The organism is Mycobacterium shinjukuense (assembly GCF_010730055.1).
In the GTDB taxonomy this organism is placed as follows: domain Bacteria; phylum Actinomycetota; class Actinomycetes; order Mycobacteriales; family Mycobacteriaceae; genus Mycobacterium; species Mycobacterium shinjukuense.
In genome coordinates, this window is record NZ_AP022575.1 from 1027820 (window position 1) to 1042382 (window position 14563).

Sequence of the window (14563 nt, forward strand, 5' to 3'; positions counted from 1 at the left end):
CGGGTTGAGTCCCCGATCTGGTGTCCGGATCACTCGCCGCGACCGTCGTGGTGCCATGAACTGACGTTAATCCCGAAACGGCCGCGCGGTGTGACTCAAATTGGGGCGCTGTTGGCCGATGATCTGGCTCACCTGCGCGGGGATAGACTCACTCCGTCAGGGGCATCGGGGCTGAACAGGAGCACAAGGCCATGGCCATCGCCGAAACGGACACCGGGGTCAGCGCGCCGTTCGAGCACGACTTTGAGAAGGCCGTCGCCGCAACGCAGCACTACTTCGACAGCCCACGCTTTTCCGGGATCACCCGGCTCTACACGGCCCGCCAGGTGGTGGAGCAACGCGGCACGATCCCCACCGACTACACCGTGGCACGCGACGCGGCCACGGCCTTCTACCAGCGCCTGCGGGAACTCTTCGCCGCGCGCAAGAGCATCACGACGTTTGGGCCCTACTCGCCGGGGCAGGCCGTGAGCATGAAGCGGATGGGCATCGAGGCCATCTATCTGGGCGGTTGGGCAACCTCGGCGAAGGGTTCCACCACCGAGGATCCGGGACCCGACCTCGCCAGCTACCCGTTGAGCCAGGTGCCCGACGATGCCGCGGTGCTGGTGCGCGCCCTGCTCACCGCCGACCGCAATCAGGAGTACCTGCGGCTGCGCATGAGCGAGCGGCAGCGTGCCGCCACCCCGGCCTACGACTTCCGCCCGTTCATCATCGCCGACGCCGACACCGGCCACGGCGGAGATCCGCACGTGCGCAATCTGATTCGCCGCTTCGTTGAGGTCGGCGTGCCGGGATATCACATCGAGGACCAGCGCCCGGGCACCAAGAAGTGTGGCCATCAGGGCGGCAAGGTGCTGGTGCCGTCGGACGAGCAGATCAAGCGCCTCAACGCCGCCCGGTTCCAGCTCGACATCATGCGAGTGCCCGGCATCATCGTCGCGCGCACCGACGCCGAGGCCGCCAACCTGATCGACAGCCGCGCCGACGAGCGTGACCAGCCGTTCCTCCTCGGCGCCACCAACCTCAACGTTCCGTCCTACAAGTCCTGCTTCCTGGCGATGCTGCGGCGCTTCGACGAGCTGGGCGTCAAGGAGCTCAACGGCCACCTGCTCTACGCGCTGGGCGACGACGAGTACGCGATGGCCAACGCCTGGCTCGAGCGCCAAGGAATCATGGGCCTGGTCTCCGAGACCGTCACTGCCTGGCGGGACAACGGTCAACGCTCGATCGACGATCTCTTCGACCAGGTGGAGTCGCGGTTCGTGGCCGCCTGGGAGGACGACGCCGGGCTGATGACCTACGGCGAGGCCGTGGCCGACGTCCTGGAATTCGGTGAGAGCGAGGGCGAACCCGTCGGCATGCGCCCCGAGGAGTGGCGGGCGTTCGCGGCCAGCGCGTCGCTCTACGCCGCGCGGGCCAAAGCCAAGGAGTTGGGCGTGGACCCGCCGTGGGACTGCGAGCTGGCGAAGACCCCCGAAGGCTATTACCAGATCCGCGGCGGCATACCGTATGCGATCGCCAAGTCGCTGGCCGCGGCACCGTTTGCCGACATCCTGTGGATGGAGACCAAGACCGCCGACCTCGCCGATGCCCGGCAGTTCGCCGAGGCGATCCATGCCGAGTTCCCCGACCAGATGCTGGCGTACAACCTCTCGCCGTCGTTCAACTGGGACACCACCGGCATGACCGATGAGGAGATGCGGCACTTCCCCGAGGAACTGGGCAAGATGGGCTTCGTCTTCAACTTCATCACCTACGGCGGGCACCAGATCGACGGCGTGGCCGCCGAGGAGTTCGCCACCGCGCTGCGACAGGACGGCATGCTGGCGCTGGCTCGCTTGCAACGCAAGATGCGCCTGGTCGAGTCGCCCTACCGCACGCCGCAGACCCTGGTCGGCGGGCCGCGCAGTGACGCGGCGCTGGCCGCCTCCTCGGGACGCACGGCGACCACCAAGGCCATGGGCAAGGGATCGACCCAGCACCAGCACCTGGTCCAGACCGAGGTGCCGCGCAAGCTGCTGGAGGAGTGGCTGGCCATGTGGAGCGGCCACTATCAGCTCAAAGACAAACTGCGCGTACAGCTTCGGCCACAGCGCGCCGGCTCCGAGGTGCTCGAGCTCGGCATCTATGGTGACGGCGAGCAGAAGCTGGCCAACGTGATCTTCCAACCAATTCAGGACCGACGGGGCCGCACCATCCTGTTGGTGCGCGACCAGAACACGTTCGGCGAGGAGCTTCGGCAGAAGCGGTTGATGACGTTGATTCACCTGTGGTTGGTGCACCGCTTCAAGGCCGACGCGGTGCACTACGTCACGCCCACCGCCGACAACCTGTACCAGACCTCGAAGATGAAATCCCACGGCATCTTCAGCGAGGTCAATCAGGAGGTGGGCGAGATCATCGTCGCCGAGGTGAACCACCCGCGCATCGCCGAGCTGCTGACGCCCGATCGCGTCGCGCTGCGGAAGCTGATCGCCAAGGAAGGGTAAGCGGGCGCTTCCACCTGCCTCATTTAGGTGCCGTCTGCGGTGCCGCTGGGGACGATCCAGCGCACCGACTGCTCGGTCACCGCGGCGATCAGCTCGTACTCGTGGTCATAATGCAGCACGGTCACGCCGTGCCGTTCGGCGGTCGCTGCGATCAGCAGGTCGGGGAGAGCGGCGCCGCGATGGGCACTTTTCCGAGCGAGTGCGGCCTGGACCTCAAGCGCACGCTGCCACACCTCGTCTGGCATGGCCAAACGCTCGAACCCGTCGCGTAACTGCTGCTGGCGGCGCGCATAGTCGGCGGGATTGCGCGCGGAGTACAGCACTTCCAACTCGACCATTCCGCACGTGGCGACCTGGCCCGTCTCGATGAGCGGGGAGAGCGCGGCGTCCACGGCGGGGCGGTTCAGCCGCGCCAATGCGCTGGTGTCGGCCAGGTACCGGGCTACCGCCGCCACGCCCGATCCGTCATGACCTCGTCGACCGCGTCGGCCAACTCGCCGCGCCGCGCATCGTCGAGGAACTGCCGGCGTGCGGCTAGGGCGACCACTTGCGCGAGCGCGGCGTTGACGGTGTCCTTTTTCGTAACGGTGCCCAGCACTGCTTGCGCGCGTTTAAGAAGTTCGTCGTTGGTGTCGATCAGGGTACGGGTCACTGGTCACCTCCGCGTCCAACCGCTAGATATCCGGAGGTTACCATCTGTGATATCTGCGGTGTCCGGTCAGCAGTCCTCGCTGGCGGCCCGATTGAGGTCGGCTCGAAACCGGTCGAATTCCAGCCGCGGCCCGCCGCTGAACGCCGCCACAGCCCGCGTCGCGACCCACGAATCGATGCCAAGGCAGTGGAGAAAGCTCGCCGACCGGAATCCCATGTCTGAGCCACACCCCAAATTACGGCCCGGTGCCGGTGCGGAAGAAGCCCGCTAGCTTTTCGCCGACGTTCCTCATACCCGAGGTTACCGCCGACGTCACGAGGCCAACCGTGCTCGTGTTGTACAGACCGGAGATGGTGTTGCCCAGGTTCGCCACACCCGATGCCAGTTGCCCGACGTTGTAGAAACCCGAGACTCCTCCCGGCAACGAGTTTGGCACCTGGTTCCAGAAGCCCGAGATGCCGGCCCCGACGTTTCCGAAGCCCGATGCGCCGCCACCACCGCTGTTGAAGAAGCCCGAAGACGGCGTGCTGGTCGAGTTGCCGAAGCCTGGGGTGCCCCCGATGTTGATCGGGATGTTGATCGGCCCCAAGCCGCCGCTGAGGTCAACGTTCAAGGGGAACCCGCCAATGGTGATTCCCGGGATGGTGAACCCATTGACCTGCCCACTCAACGGAACACTCAAACCGAACTGAGCAATATTGAACCCAGGAATCGTGAACCCATTGACCTGGCCGCTCAGCGGAACATTCAAACCGAACTGAGCAATATTGAATCCAGGAATCGTGAACCCATTGACCTGGCCGCTCAGCGGAATACTTAGGCCAAACTGAGGAATATTGAATCCAGGAATCGTGAACCCATTGACCTGGCCGCTCAGCGGAATACTCAAACCGAACTGAGCAATATTGAATCCAGGAATCGTAAACCCATTGACCTGGCCGCTCAGCGGAATACTCAAACCGAACTGAGCAATATTGAATCCAGGAATCGTAAACCCATTGACCTGGCCGCTCAGCGGAATACTTAGGCCAAACTGAGGAATATTGACACCGTTGATGACGATCGGGCCGGTGCCGCCGGTCAACGTGGGACCAATGTTAAAGTGAGTTAGCGTGATGGGGCCGATGGTGCCCGAAACGACCAGGGCGACGTTATACGGAATTGCTCGAATAGTGACGTCGACGGGTACCGTCACACCGATACTCACGGGAATTCCGGAAATATTGATTGTACCCACGCTGATCGCGCCGACGGTGCCCGACGCACTAATACCCAGTGGAATATTAGGAATAACAACAGGATTCACGCCGATCGCGCCGACGGTGCCCGACGCACTAATACCCAGTGGAATGTTAGGAATAGCAACAGGATTCACGCCGATCGCGCCGACGGTGCCCGACGCACTAATACCCAGTGGAATGTTAGGAATAGCAACAGGATTCACGCCGATCGCGCCGACGGTGCCCGACGCACTAATACCCAGTGGAATGTTAGGAATAGCAACAGGATTCACGCCGATCGCGCCGACGGTGCCCGACGCACTAATACCCAGTGGAATGTTAGGAATAACAACAGGATTCACGCCGATCCCGCCGACGGTACCCGACGCGCTAATATTCAGCGGGATTGCAGGCACATCAATGTTAGGCACGGTAATGGGGCCGACACCACCGGTCACATGGACGCCCAGCGGGATTGGGGGAATGGTGATTGTGCCCGAGAAGCCAGGTAAGCCCTGGTAATCGCCCCGCCACAACAAGCCATTGCTAAAGTTGCCCGAGATCAAGGCACCGGTGTTGACATCGCCCGCGTTGCCCCAGCCGGTGTTCAAATCACCAGGGTTCAAGTACCCGGTGTTTGTGTTGCCCGGGTTCAAGTCCCCCGTGTTGATGCTGCCCGTGTTGAAATTGCCCGTGTTGTAGCCGCCCGTGTTGGCAATGCCGGTGTTGACGCTGCCAACGTTAAAGAAACCCGTGTTGGCGTTGCCCGCGTTGCCCAGCCCCGTGTTGTGGCTGCCGGAGTTGCCGATGCCGAAGTTTCCGGTGCCCGAGTTGAAGAAGCCAATGTTTCCGGTCCCCGAATTACCGAAGCCGATGTTTCCGCTGCCCGAGTTCAGGCCGCCGAACCCGACCTGGTTGTTGCCGGTCAGCCCGACACCGACGTTTCCATTGCCCGTGTTGCCGAAGCCGAAGTTGTCGTTACCGCTGTTGCCGAAGCCAATGTTATTGCTGCCAATATTGCCAAAGCCGATGTTCTGCAAGGCCGCCGTCAATCCCGGACCGGTGTTTGCAAACCCGAAGTTGTTGCTACCGGCGTTGCCGAAGCCGAAGTTATTGTCGCCGAGGTTGCCGAAGCCGAAGTTATTGCCGCCGGCGTTGCCCAAGCCGAAGTTGTAGCTACCGACGTTGCCGCTGCCGATGTTGTAGTCACCGAGGTTTGCGCTACCCAGGTTGAGGCTGCCATGATTTGCGACGCCGAAGTTTAAGGTCGTCCCGGCCACGCCGTCGCGCACGAATCCGGCCAGGTGGCTGCCTACGTTGCCGACGCCCGAGACAAAGCCGGGTGTCGCCGGGCCCAGCGTGCTTGTGTTGTAGAGGCCTGAGACGGTGTTGCCGAGGTTCGAAATGCCCGATGTCAGCGGCCCGACGTTGAGGGAACCCGAATTCCCCAGGATCCCGGCAACATTCCAGAAGCCCGAAGTTCCCGACCCCACGTTTCCGAAGCCCGATGCGCTGCCGGCGCCGCTGTTGAAGAAGCCCGAAGACGGCGTGCTGGTCGAGTTGCCGAAGCCCGGGGTTCCCGCGATATCGATTGGGATGTTGATCGGGCCGATGGGGCCGGTTACGTGCAGGCTCAACGGGATCGCGGGAAGGGTGTAACCGTTCGGGAACAGGGTGATGCCGTTAACGGGATCACCGATGATGCCGCCCACGTTGATGCTCAACGGGATTCCGGGAAGGGTGTAACCGTTCGGGAACAGGGTGATGCCATTGACCGGATCACCGATGATGCCGCCCACGTTGATGCTCAACGGGATTCCGGGAAGGGTGTAACCGTTCGGGAACAGGGTGATGCCATTGACCGGATCACCGATGATGCCGCCCACGTTGATGCTCAACGGGATTCCGGGAAAAGTGTAACCGTTCGGGAACAGGGTGATGCCATTGACCGGATCACCGATGATGCCGCCCACGTTGATGCTCAACGGGATTCCGGGAAGGGTGTAACCGTTCGGGAATAAGGTGATGCCATTGACCGGATCACCGATGATGCCGCCCACGTTGATGCTCAACGGGATTCCGGGAAGGGTGTAACCGTTCGGGAATAAGGTGATGCCATTGACCGGATCACCGATGATGCCGCCCACGTTGATGCCCAACGGGATTCCGGGAACCATGATGGGTGGGGTGCTGAAGCCGCCGATGGTACCGCCTACCGTGATGCCGCCTACCGTCAGATCGATCTGGGATGGGCCAATGGTGCCTTCGGAGGGTGGGAAGGGGAAAATTCCGAATGTAAAGGGGGATTGCGGAATGCCAATCGGGATGATTAGGGAGCTGCTCGTCAGCGATAATCCAATCGGATTAACGCTGATTGGCTGGATGGTGATGGGTCCGACGCCGGCACCGGAACTGTTGAGACCCAAGCTGATCGGGGGAATTTGGATGGGCGGCACGGCGATCGGACCAACCACAGCGCCATTGCTGTTAAGACCCAAGTTGATCGGGGGAATTTGGATGGGCGGCACGGCGATCGGACCAACCACAGCGCCATTGCTGTTAAGACCCAAGTTGATCGGGGGAATTTGGATGGGCGGCACGGTGATCGGACCGACCACAGCGCCATTGCTGTTAAGACCCAAGTTGATCGGGGGAATTTGGATGGGCGGCACGGTGATCGGACCGACCACAGCGCCATTGCTGTTAAGACCCAAGTTGATCGGGGGAATTTGGATGGGCGGCACGGTGATCGGACCGACCACAGCGCCATTGCTGTTAAGACCCAAGCCGATGGGGGGAAGATGGATCGGTGGCACGGTGATCGGACCGATGAGACCGGTGCCGTCGAGGTCCAGGCCGGCTGCGGGAATAGTGATGGTTCCGGCGAAGCCGATCAAGCCCTGGTAGTCGCCTCGCCAGAAGAAGCCGTTGCTGTAGTTCCCGGTGTTGAATGCCCCGGTGTTCACGGTGCCGGTGTTTCCCCAGCCGGTGTTGAGGTTGCCGGGGTTGAAGCCGCCGGTGTTGGAGCTGCCAGTGTTCCAACTACCCGTGTTGAAGCTGCCCTGGTTGAAGTTGCCGGTGTTGTAATTGCCGGTGTTGCCGATGCCCGTGTTGGCAATGCCAACATTAAACAATCCGGTGTTTGCCTCGCCCGAGTTGCCGATTCCCGTGTTGTAGCTGGTGCCCGAGTTTCCGATGCCGAAGTTTCCGGTGCCCGAGTTGCCGATTCCGATATTTCCGGTGCCGGAGTTGAACAAACCGATATTGCCGGTGCCCGAGTTCAGGCCGCCGAGCCCCTGCTGGTTGTTGCCGGTGAGCCCGATGCCGATGTTTCCGTTGCCGGTGTTGCCGAAGCCGATGTTTCCGTTACCAGAGTTCCCGAAACCAATGTTGTTGCTGCCGGTGTTGCCGAAGCCGAAGTTGCTGAGGGCTGCCGTCAGTCCGGGCCCGACGTTTCCGAAGCCGACGTTATTGCTGCCGAGGTTTCCAAAGCCGACGTTATTGCCGCCGAGGTTTCCGCTGCCAATGTTGAAGCTGCCGAGGTTTCCGCTCCCGATGTTGTAGTTGCCGACGTTTCCGCCGCCCAGGCTGAAACTGCCGAGGTTGCCGTTGCCCACGTTTCCAAAGCCCGCGTTGGCGAAGCCGACGTTGAAGTTGCTCATGGTCGGGGCGCTCGCGACGGCCGCTTGGACGGTGGCCGCTATGGCCGCAGGCGCCGCTGCCAGCTGGGCCGGCAGGCCCGCCAGACCCTGCAGCGGCTGGGTGAACGGCGTCAGCGCGGCAACCACCGCCGAAGCCCCGGCATGATAGGCAGACATGGCGGCCACATCGAGGGCCCACATCTGCTCATAGGCGGCCTCGATCGCCGCGATCGCCGGAGCGTTTTGCCCGAAAAGGTTCGAAATCACCAGCGACACCAAATCAGAACGGTTGGCCGCCACCAGCGCCGGTTGCACCATCGCCAACCGGACCGCCTCAAACTCGGCCACCATGGCGCCGGCTTGGGTGGCCGCCCGCTGGGCCTGGGTCGCCGCCGCGCTCAGCCACCCCGCATACGGACCCGCCATCGCCGCCATCGCCACCGAGGAGGCACCCTGCCACGCGCCGCCGACCAGACCCGATGTGATCGAGCCGAAAGAGGCTGCGGCCGAGGCCAATTCCTCCGCCAACGCGTCCCAGCCGGCCGCCGCCGCCAACATCGGTTCCGACCCCGCACCGGCGAATATCAGGGCCGAGTTGATCTCCGGCGGCAACACCGAAAAGTTCATCGCCGCAACCTCCCTCGGGTGGCATCGTGCTAACGTCAGCTCAAGACCACCGAGATACCGGCCCCAAACCTTCGGTCATCAAAATGATCTCGCAGGGGAGCTACGCTACGTGTCGATCAAATACACCTTTTGAAATTGATCAAAATGAGAGCAAAACGTTACCTAAACGTGATGATTATCGGGCGTACTGCCAAATTATTTTACATTGGGCCCGAAGGGCGGCAGTTCCGCCCGTCCATGTAAATCGAGCACTCCGGCCGACGAGGACACTTTCCGGGACAGCAGCGGGATTCTGCGCGTAGGCAGGCGTGATATTAGTGTCGCTAACGAATGATTCCACGACCGGCCAGGGCAATTTCCCTGCCCGCGCCCACGCGGACGCGAAATTCGCGCCGAACCATGGTTCCGGTACGTCCAAGGTCGCCAACTTCCCGGCCCAGCAGCCGATAGCGGCCCAGCAGCCGTTGAGCCGGCAGGCTATCGCCCGCCACCCGATTCCCGCTCGGCCGCCTTGACCAGCCGACTCGCGAAGAGCCGGACGGCGCCACCCAGGGCGGCCCTCATCACCGGGCCAGTCCCGCGTGTGCCCTCGATGAACGAGCCGGTCCAGCGTAGCTCGGTGCCGCCCGCCGCGTTCGGCGTCAGCACCACCTCGCCGGTGTAGTCCCTGGCCGGCGTCGGCGGGCCCACCAGCTTGTAGACGTGGCGACGATCTTGCTCGTATTCCACGGTCTCCTCCCGGACAAACACCGGCCACATCCCTAACTTTCGGATCGCGCCGACACCGCCGGGTGCCGGATCACCTTGCCGTACCCAACCCGATTGCACGACAAGCGGCTTGGCCCATTCCGACCAGCGGCCACCGTCGGTCACGAGCCGGAACAACGTGGCGGCCGGCGCGGTGGAAGTCCTGGTTACCTGGAACGAAAATGTGCGACCCGACATGCCTGACTCCCTGTGATCACCCGTCGTCGTGCTGCCGGGTACCCTACCGCGACGATGCGCACCGCGCGGTCCGGCGCGCCAGTGAAAGCAACCCCGTGCGGGCGCCGCCGAGGGCATACTCACGATGTGCCCAACGCCGATCCCGCTTCAGTTCCCCCTACGCCCACCCAGGCCGACGTCGCCGCGGCGCTGCGCGTCATGAAGCCGCTGCGAAAGCTGATCAAACCCAAGGTCTATGGCATCGACAACGTGCCGACCAAACGCGCGTTGCTGGTCGGCAACCACAACACGCTTGGCCTGGTCGACGCGCCACTGCTGGCCGCCGAGCTCTGGGAGCGGGGGCGAATGGTCCGATCCCTCGGCGACCACGCCCATTTCAAGATTCCGGGGTGGCGTGACGCGCTGACACAACTGGGTGTCGTCGAGGGCACCCGGGAGATCGCCTCCGAATTGATGCGGCGCGGTGAGCTCGTGATGGTGTTTCCCGGCGGCGGTCGTGAGGTGAACAAACGCAAGAACGAGCGCTACAAACTGGTGTGGAAGAACCGGCTGGGGTTCGCCCGCTTGGCGATCAAGCACGGGTATCCGATCGTGCCGTTCGCCTCGGTGGGCGCCGAACACGGCATCGACATTCTGCTCGACAACGAGTCCCCGCTGATGGCGCCGGTGCAGTTCTTGGCAGAGAAGCTGCTCGGCACACCCGATGGGCCGCCGCTGGTTCGGGGTATCGGCCTGACCCCGGTGCCGCGTCCCGAGCGGCAGTACTACTGGTTCGGCGAACCGATCGGCACCACGGAGTTCACCGGACGGGACGACGACGACAACGCCGCACGCAAGGTGCGCGAGCGTGCCGCGGCCGCGATCGAAGAGGGCATCCAGCTGATGCTGGCCGAGCGTGACGCCGACCCGAATCGATCGGTGGTCGGTCGGCTGTTGCGCCCGGATGCCTGACGGCGCAGCCGGTGCGCGCGCTCTGAGCCTTCTCGCTATCGCGCTGTTGCTGGGCTCTTGACAGCGGCCGGTCCGGCGCACCGACCGCCCCAACCACCACCACGAATACCGTCACCGCCCGCGGCGGCCAGGCCGTGCTGGACGAGGCGATCAAGGCCGATGTGTCGGGCTGCCGGCGACCGGCGTCAAGATCACGGCGGACGCGGTGTTCGATATCGCCTCGGTGTCCAAACAATTCACCCGAGCGCGCCGTCGAGCCCGGCACCCGATACGAGCACTCCACTGCCAACACCTGCTGCCCGGCGAAATCGTCCACCGGGGCTCGGCGCAACCTGGTCGCCGATTCCCGACGGTGCCTGGGCCGGATGGGTCACGGCTTTTGGCGTCAGCGGCCACCGACGGACGTCGGTGGCCGGCGCCTGCAACGTCGACAAGCAGGATCCCGGAGGCCAAGGCCGACGTGCTGGGACGGCCCAGGATGGAGGAAACCGCGACTGCGCTAGGTAAGACCTGCCCGGGCTGCAATCATTCACGGTATGGCGAGACCGTCCGTCCTCACCGCCGACCATGGCCTACCGCCCGGAGTGCAGGGCGCCTGCGATTCACGATTTGCCGGAGTCATCCGAGCCTTCGCCGGGCTGTACCCCGGGCGGATGTTCGGCGGTGGCGCGCTGGCGGTGTACATCGACGGCCGGCAGGTCGTTGACGTGTGGACGGGTTGGTCCGATCGGCGGGGCACGGTGCCGTGGACGGCCGATACCGGCGCGATGGTGTTCTCCGCGACCAAGGGATTGGCGGCCACCGTCATTCACCGGCTGGTTGACCGCGGCCTGCTGTCGTACGACGCGCCGGTCGCCGACTACTGGCCCGCGTTCGGCGCCAACGGCAAGTCCGAGATCACCGTCAGCGACGTGCTGCGCCATCGATCCGGGCTCTCCCATCTGAAGGGCGTCGGCAAAAAGGAGGTGATGGATCACCTGCTGATGGAGGAGAAGCTGGCGGCCGCACCGCTGGACCGTACACACGGACAGATGGCCTATCACGCGGTGACCTACGGATGGCTATTGTCCGGGCTGGCCCGCGCGGTCACCGGAAAAGGTATGCGCCAACTGTTCCGCGACGAGCTGGCGCGCCCGCTCGACACCGACGGCCTGCACCTGGGCCGTCCACCGGCCGACGCGCCCACCAAGGTGGCTCAAACACTTTTGCCCCAAACCAAGATTCCCACTCCGCTGCTGGATTTCATCGCCCCCAAAGTGGCCGGGTTGTCGTTTTCCGGATTGCTCGGCGCGGTCTATTTCCCCGGCATCATGTCAATGCTGCAAGGGGATATGCCGTTTCTGGACGGTGAGATTCCCGCGGTCAACGGCGTCGTGACCGCGCGCGCCCTGGCCAAGGTGTATGCGGCGCTCGCCAACGACGGGGTCATCGACGGAACTCGGTTGCTGTCGTCGGGGGCGGTGCGGGGACTGATGGGCAAGTCCGAGCTCTGGCCGGATCTCAACCTCGGTCTGCCGTTCACCTACCACCAGGGTTACCAATCGTCTCCCGTCCCGGGGTTGCTGGAGGGATACGGCCACATCGGTCTCGGTGGAACGATTGGGTGGGCCGATCCGGAGACTGGCAGCGCATTCGGCTATGTGCACAACCGCCTGTTGACGCTGCTGTTGTTCGACGTCGGCTCGTTCGCGGGACTCGCACCGTTGCTGACCGGTGCCGTGGTGGCCGCGCGCAAAGCTGATCCGCTCGAGGTGCCGCATTTCGGCGCACCCTACTACGAACCTGGCCAACGGCGGACGGCTTCCGCCCAAGCGACCTGAAATATGCTGTGGCGCAGCATGGTAAAGCATCTAGCGAGCAGCCCGGAACCGTGACCCACTGCGTGGCCACCAGGCCAGCGCGACAAACGTGGCTGCTCGCGGGCGGCGGCAGGTCACTACGATCGAGCACATGTTGCGTCCTGCAAGTTGGACTGAACTAGCGGGTGTGAGTCCCGTCCCGGTAGGCACCGGAGCGCCGGGTAGCAGGCCCCGGTTCGTCGTTGAGAGGCGGCGGGCTAAGCGGGGTGTCAAGAGCCTCTTTGGAGGGAGCAAGTGCGCGGGCCGTAGTGCCGTTAGGTGCGAGTCCTGCAGCCTCGTCAGATTTACAACGGAGGAGCCGAGCCGCTGATGTCACGGCGAAGGCCTATGTTCGTCGAGCCCTGGTCCGGGGTTAGCTCGGCGGGTCCTTCCGGGGTACGGGGAGCGGCACGTGCACACAGTTCAGTCGGGAACAGGAGAGGCCCGTCTGCTCAGCCTGCGTCGGGCAAAGACCAGGGGTATAAGCCGATGGTGAAATCCCTTGGAGGGCAGCGGGAGTCCGAGGGGGTCGTAGTACCGCTGATCGGCGTGAGAGACACGTCGGGAGGGAAGGGCCCCTGCTTTGATCACGCGCGCGGAGCGGGTAAGCGCAAGGGCATGACCGGGTTTGCTCGGTCCAATTCCCCCGGCAAGCCATCGCTTGCCGTAGCCGACGAGGAGCCGTTGGTGGTCTCGCCGGTGAAAGTGCGACAACTGCAACGGGCGCTATGGGCTGCGGCCAAGCAGTCTGAGGGTCGGCGTTTCCATGCCCTATATGACCGTATCTGCAGGGGTGACGTCCTGTGGGAGGCGTGGGAACGGGTGCGTAAGAACAAGGGTGCGGCCGGGGTGGATCGGATCACCCTGGTTGCGGTGGAGGACTACGGCGTGGACCGCATGTTGTGTGAGTTGCGCTGTGACCTTCGCACGGGTCGTTACCGTCCGGCGCCGGCGCGTCGGGTGGAGATCCCGAAACCACAGGGTGGTTTGCGGCCGTTGGGGATTCCCACGGTGCGAGACCGGGTGGTCCAGGCGGCGGCCAAGATTGTGTTGGAACCGATTTTCGAGGCGGATTTTTTGTCGTGCTCGTATGGGTTTCGGCCGAGGAGGTCGGCGACGATGGCCAAGGAACGCTTGCGGACCGGGTTCATCGAGGGTTACCAGTTCGTGGTCGAGTTCGATATCGCTAATTTCTTCGGCGAGATCGACCATGAGCGTCTACTTGCTGAGGTGGGTAGGCGGGTCTCGGATCGGCGGGTGCTCAAACTGCTGCGCTTGTGGCTGCAGGCAGGAGTGATGGTCGAAGGGGTGATCCAGCGGACGGTCGCGGGCACACCGCAGGGCGGGGTGATCTCGCCGCTGTTGGCCAACATCTATCTGCATCTGCTCGACACCGCACTGGCCGCTCGTGGGGTGGGTGAGTTGGTGCGCTACGCCGATGACGGGGTGGTGTTGTGCCGCAGCGCGGCGCAAGCCGAGCACGCCTTGGCGGCGGTCGGGGAAATCCTGGCGTCGTTGGGGTTGCGGCTGCATCCGGATAAGACGAAGGTGGTCGATCTGAGGGAGGGTCGCGACGGTCTGGATTTTCTGGGCTGTCACTTCCGGGCTCGCATGTCGGGACGGCTGTGGGAGCAGCGCCGTATTGTGCGCTACTACCTGCAGCGCTGGCTCTCGCAGCGCGCGATGGTCCGATTACGGGCCAAGGTGGGTGATCGCACCGGCCGCAATCGGGTTGGGCTGGATATCCGTGACGTGATTGCGGAATTGAATCCGATCTTGCGCGGCTGGGGTAACTACTTTCGCACCGGCAACGCCGCCCAGAAATTCGGCCAGATCGACCGGTACGTGGTGCGGCGGCTGTTCCGCTTGATGGTCAAGAAGCGGGGCCGCAATCTGTGTGCTGGACAAGCCGATCAGTGGACCGAAGCGTGGTTCAACGGGCACGGCCTGCACCGCTTGCGTGGCACCATCCGCTACCCGAAGGCAGCGTAACCATGTTCAGAAGATCATCGGTAAGCCGTGTGCGGGAAAACCGCACGCACGGATTGAAAGGGGGATGGGGAAACGGATCCGCTTTGCGGACACCGCGCCCCTGACTACCAATGGGATCGTCGGCAGGGCTGACGTCGCCGATATTTCCCGGGCCCACCCGGTCCCCGTCACCGTGTCGGTGGCCGCGGGTGTCCGTTGGTGCGGC

8 protein-coding genes and 1 pseudogene are annotated in these 14563 nt (G+C 63.7%); 5 read left to right on the plus strand and 4 right to left on the minus strand.

Annotated features, from left to right (window positions below):
- Positions 1-191: 191 nt before the first annotated feature.
- Positions 192-2492 (plus strand): isocitrate lyase ICL2, encoded by a 2301-nt coding sequence (aceA, locus tag G6N20_RS04465; RefSeq protein ID WP_083052517.1) that lies wholly within the window; start codon positions 192-194, stop codon positions 2490-2492.
- 23 nt (positions 2493-2515) lie between these two features.
- Here aceA and G6N20_RS04470 read toward each other — a convergent pair whose 3' ends face one another.
- From G6N20_RS04470 to G6N20_RS04485, 4 genes are all read right to left on the minus strand, one after another.
- On the minus strand, positions 2516-2947 hold the full coding sequence (locus tag G6N20_RS04470) for a PIN domain nuclease (protein WP_083052516.1): 432 nt from the start codon (positions 2945-2947) through the stop codon (positions 2516-2518).
- Positions 2935-3144 (minus strand): type II toxin-antitoxin system VapB family antitoxin, encoded by a 210-nt coding sequence (locus tag G6N20_RS04475; RefSeq protein ID WP_083052515.1) that lies wholly within the window; start codon positions 3142-3144, stop codon positions 2935-2937. The genes G6N20_RS04470 and G6N20_RS04475 overlap by 13 nt, the downstream gene beginning before the upstream one ends.
- 235 nt (positions 3145-3379) lie before the next feature.
- Positions 3380-8632, minus strand: a complete 5253-nt coding sequence (locus G6N20_RS04480) for a PPE family protein (RefSeq protein WP_163662824.1) — start codon at positions 8630-8632, stop codon at positions 3380-3382.
- A gap of 477 nt (positions 8633-9109) precedes the next feature.
- Positions 9110-9577 carry an SRPBCC family protein gene (locus G6N20_RS04485; RefSeq protein ID WP_083052594.1) on the minus strand — a complete coding sequence of 156 codons (468 nt, stop codon included), beginning with the start codon at positions 9575-9577 and terminating at the stop codon, positions 9110-9112.
- 54 nt (positions 9578-9631) lie between these two features.
- Between G6N20_RS04485 and G6N20_RS04490 the strand changes: the two genes are divergently transcribed.
- The 4 genes and pseudogenes from G6N20_RS04490 (at position 9632) to ltrA (ending at position 14358) form a co-directional block, all read left to right on the plus strand.
- Positions 9632-10528 carry a lysophospholipid acyltransferase family protein gene (locus G6N20_RS04490; RefSeq protein ID WP_083052592.1) on the plus strand — a complete coding sequence of 299 codons (897 nt, stop codon included), beginning with the start codon at positions 9632-9634 and terminating at the stop codon, positions 10526-10528.
- Between the two features lie 351 nt (positions 10529-10879).
- Positions 10880-11000: pseudogene (locus G6N20_RS21910) on the plus strand (serine hydrolase domain-containing protein); the annotation flags it as partial.
- Between the two features lie 64 nt (positions 11001-11064).
- Positions 11065-12348, plus strand: coding sequence for a lipase LipD (gene lipD / locus G6N20_RS04495; protein WP_083052590.1), 1284 nt, complete (start codon positions 11065-11067; stop codon positions 12346-12348).
- A 636-nt stretch (positions 12349-12984) separates the two neighbouring features.
- Positions 12985-14358 (plus strand): group II intron reverse transcriptase/maturase, encoded by a 1374-nt coding sequence (gene ltrA / locus G6N20_RS04500; RefSeq protein ID WP_163662827.1) that lies wholly within the window; start codon positions 12985-12987, stop codon positions 14356-14358.
- Positions 14359-14563: the final 205 nt, after the last annotated feature.